General features: G+C 53.6%; 5 protein-coding genes. All 5 read right to left on the bottom strand.

Annotated elements, in window-relative coordinates:
- Positions 1–343 (bottom strand): TRAP transporter small permease (locus SY1_RS05745; RefSeq protein ID WP_243440714.1); only part of this gene is annotated, 343 nt, incomplete at its 3' end.
- 97 nt (positions 344–440) lie between these two features.
- Entirely contained in the window at positions 441–1,439 is a 999-nt protein-coding gene (locus tag SY1_RS05740; RefSeq protein ID WP_015556459.1) for a TRAP transporter substrate-binding protein, read from the bottom strand.
- A 57-nt stretch (positions 1,440–1,496) separates the two neighbouring features.
- Positions 1,497–2,297: a carbon-nitrogen family hydrolase gene (locus tag SY1_RS05735; protein ID WP_015556458.1), complete on the bottom strand. Its 801-nt coding sequence runs from the start codon at positions 2,295–2,297 to the stop codon at positions 1,497–1,499.
- A gap of 12 nt (positions 2,298–2,309) precedes the next feature.
- Positions 2,310–2,987 carry a DUF2848 family protein gene (locus SY1_RS05730; RefSeq protein ID WP_243440598.1) on the bottom strand — a complete coding sequence of 226 codons (678 nt, stop codon included), beginning with the start codon at positions 2,985–2,987 and terminating at the stop codon, positions 2,310–2,312.
- Positions 2,984–3,688, bottom strand: a complete 705-nt coding sequence (locus SY1_RS05725; RefSeq protein WP_208873025.1) for a GntR family transcriptional regulator — start codon at positions 3,686–3,688, stop codon at positions 2,984–2,986. The genes SY1_RS05730 and SY1_RS05725 overlap by 4 nt, the downstream gene beginning before the upstream one ends.
- Between the last annotated feature and the right edge of the window lie 821 nt (positions 3,689–4,509).

Below are 4,509 nucleotides of genomic sequence, written 5' to 3'. Positions count from 1 at the left end.
GAAGATAAGGGGTCACTTGATCGGCATTTGCCTGAGCAAAGGGAATACTGAAGCGAAAGACAGCACCAAGAAAAATCATCACAATGATGTTAGAAAGCAGGGCAAACCACGGCTGAATACGCTTGGGAAGCAGTCTTACCAAGACGTCGATGTTGAGATGGGATTTATTAAATACCCCGACGCCCATGCCAAAAAACACGGAATAGATAAAAGATATTCTTGTGACATCTGTCGCCCATGGCATGGGCATATGGAAAACGTAGCGCTGAACGACCTGGCCCAATGTCACCAGGAAAACGACAGCCAGGCAAATTCCCGATGCAGTCGCAAAAAGCCATCGCATCTTCTGCAACGCACTCACTCCTCTACAGACAGTTCCAAACGAAAAAAGGGGGGCAACACCCCCCTTATCACAAGGCGAGCAACAAATGTTTCGTTTGTTATTGGGCCTTGGCAATCGCGTCCCGAATTCTCATGACCAGTTCTTCGGGCACAGTGTCCGAGATCACCTTATAGAGGTCCTTTGTCAATTCGGCAAAAGCGGCGTGGTCCGGATTTTCCTCGATTTCTACCCCCGCTTTTCTGATGATCTCCAGACGTTCTTTTTCGAGCTCCGCCAACTTGACACGCTGCAACGTGGCCGTCTTGATTGCGGCATCCTTCAAAATCGCCTGATACTTTGGATCCAGTCCCTCAAACCACTGCTGGTTCACGATAACCAGTGCGGGTTCGTAGGTGTGGGCTGTCATGGAAACGTACTTCTGCACCTCGTAATACTTCATGGAGTAGATCGTAGCGATAGGATTTTCTTCGCCATCCGTCACCTTTTGCTGCAGCGCTGAATAAAGCTCACCAAAGGGGATCGGCGTCGCGACGGCTCCCAGCGCCTTCATGAATTCAATCCATATCTTGGACTCCTGAACTCGAATCTTGAGCCCCTTAGCATCCTCCGGCTTCTTGATCGGGCGAACATTGTTCGTCATATTGCGGAAGCCCACTTCCCAATAACCAAGGTTGACGAAGCCCTTATTCAGCATATAGCCGTTCAACTCGGCGCCAATCTCCCCGTCCAAAACAGAGTAGACGGCATTCTTGCCCGTGAAGAGGAAGGGGATGCCAAACACCTGCAACTCCGGCACAAACCCTGCCATGTTGCTGGCCGCCAACTCGCCAATCTCGACAGTCCCCATGCGAACGCTCTCTGCCAGTTCGCGCTCCCCCCCAAGCTGCCCCTGTGGGAAGATCGTAACCTCAATTTCCTTGTTTGAAGCCTCCTCAACAAGGCGCTTGAATTCCATTGCCCCAATGTGGTACTGATGCTCCAAACTGCCACCATGCGCCAACTTGATGTTGACAGCTGCCGCAAAGGCTGCTTTCGTCCAAAAACCTACGCACAACAACGCAACAACGCTCAACAACATTCTTCGTTTCATCTTCATTCGCTCCCCTCTTGGATTTCAGGAATCGTGCTCACCCAAATTAAAGTCAATCCGGCATTATCGCTCCACCTTGTATATTCCCGGCACTCGATCGTTAAAGACCGTCAGGAACCCGCGCGTTTTTTCCACCTCATCCATATCGAGGATGACAAAGCCTGCCTCCTCGCCGGCGCCGGCCTGGAAGAGTACCTCGCCTTTTGGCCCAAGGATCATGGAACGTCCTCCAAAGAGCGTATCCTCGGACTCGCCGCACCGGTTGCAGGCGACGACATACATCTGGTTTTCAATAGCACGGCTCCGAAGCAACGCCTCCCAGTGATCAATTCGAGACATGGGCCACTCCGCACCGACGAAGAGCACTTGCACGCCATCCAGCGCATAAGTCCGCACCCACTCGCAAAAACGGATGTCGTAGCACGTCACGCAGCCAGCGCGGATGCCGTCCACATCAAAGAGGCACTCTTTCCTCCCTGGAACAAAGTACTTATCTTCCTCCATAAGGCGGATGAGGTGCACTTTGTCGTAATACTCAACGAGCTCGCCACGAGGATTGACAACCTGTCCTCGGTTTGCGAACCCCTCAGGCGTGGAAGCAAGCACCGTCCCCCCCGCAAACCAGACGCCGTACTGTCTGGCAAGGGCGCCAAGAAACTCCGCCGCCCCCTTCCCTTCAGGGTCAGCCAGCTCCTTCGCGCGGGGAAGAGCGTAACCCACATCCCAGATTTCCGGAATCACGAGCACCGTCGTAAGGTCGGACGGCACCAAGGCTGACTTCAGCCATCTCTGAAGCGTCGCCCTATTTTTCGTCCGATCGCCCAGGACTACGTCAAATTGCAGGACACCAACGCGTAGTTTCATGTCGCTCTACTCCTAATTGCGGTCCGGAAGGACCTGGACCGCATACTCGTGCCACAGCTCCCGATTCAGAACGGGGTCCCTCAAAGAGAGCACGTAGCGGCTGCCATAAACTAAGCCTCCGCCAATGACAGGGAGCGTCCCGCTAAAGAGCGAAATGCGCCCACCCTTAACCGGTGAATCCTCCTCGGCAAGCTCCAACAGTGCTTCAGGAGGCAACATTTGCCCCAGCGTCCCCTCCTGATAGATTTTTCCGTCGTTCCAGACCCGCAGCTCGATCTCATCCCAATGGTCGCGCACATCATCCACACGCCAGAAGATCGCACCGACAAGCTTGGTCGCAATCTGTTTTGCCTTGGAAACGGACACCGTCTCAAGCGCCCTGTCCGTGTGGTCGCTGGCAACGGTCACATGCAAATTCCCCTGGCTGCAGCGGGCCAGAAAGACCTCGCCCTCGCCTGACGTTTTGTTCCCTACAACCCAGACGGAGGATGCAGCACTGATGCGCTCCGGCTCGATCCAGTACATAGAGGGAACTCGTTCAGGAGATGGGACGCCGATCTTCTTTAGCTCCTCCACGTGTGCACGGACACCAGCTTGATCGCGCCCCGTATATCCTGCTGCAACACAGGCGTCCCACAGCAATGAAACCTCATGCGAGCTTCCATCCTTACGCAGAGCAACTGATTTCATTCGCATGTCCTGACCGCCACTCCTTTCTTTAGATCCCTTCTAAACCCAAGGGCCTGCGGGGAAATTCTGCCGCAGCTTCCGCCGTCGTACATCTTGCCGAACAGGATAGCTTCTGTCGAATCCAGGTGGGCCGTCACGGCAGCTTTCACCGCATCCTTCTGCCCCTGCTCCATTGCCCTTACAATCTCCTCATGCTCCTGCAGAACACTCCCATAGCGATGCTCATCCATGGCAAGCATTCCGAACCAGATCATGTCCTCGCTGACGCTCTGCCAAAACTTTTGCAGATATTCGTTCTCCAGGACCTCAAAGGCAATCGAGTGAAAGGCCTGGTCCACCGTGATGAACGCGAAGAGGTTTTCCCTCGCGTCGTTCATGGCCGCAATGGCGGCCCGCATACGTTTTGAAACTGCGGCGTGCATTCGCCCTGAAAAAAGAATATCCACGACGTCATCAGCCAAGAGGCGACGGGCATCAAAAAGCTTGCGAAGATTGAGCGTTGAAGCGTCGCGCACTTGAATGTATCGTCTTGCGCTGATGACGAGCCACCCCTCCTGCGCAAGGCACTGAATGGCCTCGCGTACAGGTGTTCGGCTGACGCCGAACTGCTCTGCAATTTGGCGTTCCTGCAATGTCGCGCCCGGGGGGTAGGCCAGGGAGAGGATGCCTTCTTTTATTTTTTTGTAGACATCGAAAGCCAAGCGGCCCTCCCGCATCAAAACTCACTCTCTCTTCGCAGTGCGCCCGGTCGTTCTCCACACGGGGACTGACAACTCCATCTATTCAGCGTTTGTGTTTCTTTAAAAAAGGAATCTTTGGTATACCAGCTGGTATACCAAAGATGATACACTATTCCTGCACTTCCCGTCAAGCCCCTTGAAAAAACTCAAATCCACAGGTTGCGATGATTTTATCGAGGATCAAGCCCGTCATCGCACAGGTTAACCTGATTCTGACCTTTCATCCGTCCGGTGAGGCGGAAACACATAAAACCGGTTCCCGACGCATATTAAAACTTTGTCTATAGATTCGGATTTTACAGGTCAAGGCTGTCCGCATCCAGCAAAAAGTTCCAGATGCCGATCGTCGTAATGCCTGCCTCATCGTGCCGCGGGCGGATGTTATCTCGGACGATGATGATGATCTTCCTGAAGGAGTCGCCGATGCGCAGAAGGGAGTTCTGCTCCTGCCGGCCCCTGCGGCGCTCGACGATATCGGACAGGTAGACGTTCTCAAGGAGGCGCGTCAGGTACTCCGCCTTACGCCCGTGAGAATCTTGACCAGACCGTTTCCCATGCGGTCCGTCAGTTTGTTGAGATAGGAATCCCGCCCGATCTCCATGCGCCCTCCGGGAATGATGATTACGGATTTTTGTGTTAAGACACATATTTTCGTAATTACTATAGGCAGACGTCCACACACGGTCAATACTGGTCGTGGTACCAGGGCATAATCCGGAATTTAAGAAAAAGGCCGGACAAAATTGAGGAAAACAAACCCGGAGTTATACCAATTTGCGTCT

The organism is Fretibacterium fastidiosum, from assembly GCF_000210715.1.
Taxonomy (GTDB): Bacteria; Synergistota; Synergistia; order Synergistales; family Aminobacteriaceae; genus Fretibacterium; species Fretibacterium fastidiosum.
This window is presented reverse-complemented; position numbering and strand designations above follow the sequence as displayed.

Bases quoted from the DNA above. Each gene is read 5' to 3' on its own strand.
- SY1_RS05740 (WP_015556459.1), bottom strand. From the start codon at position 1,439: ATGAAGATGAAACGAAGAATGTTGTTGAGCGTTGTTGCGTTGTTGTGC.
- SY1_RS05735 (WP_015556458.1), bottom strand. From the start codon at position 2,297: ATGAAACTACGCGTTGGTGTCCTGCAATTTGACGTAGTCCTGGGCGAT.
- SY1_RS05730 (WP_243440598.1), bottom strand. From the start codon at position 2,987: ATGAAATCAGTTGCTCTGCGTAAGGATGGAAGCTCGCATGAGGTTTCA.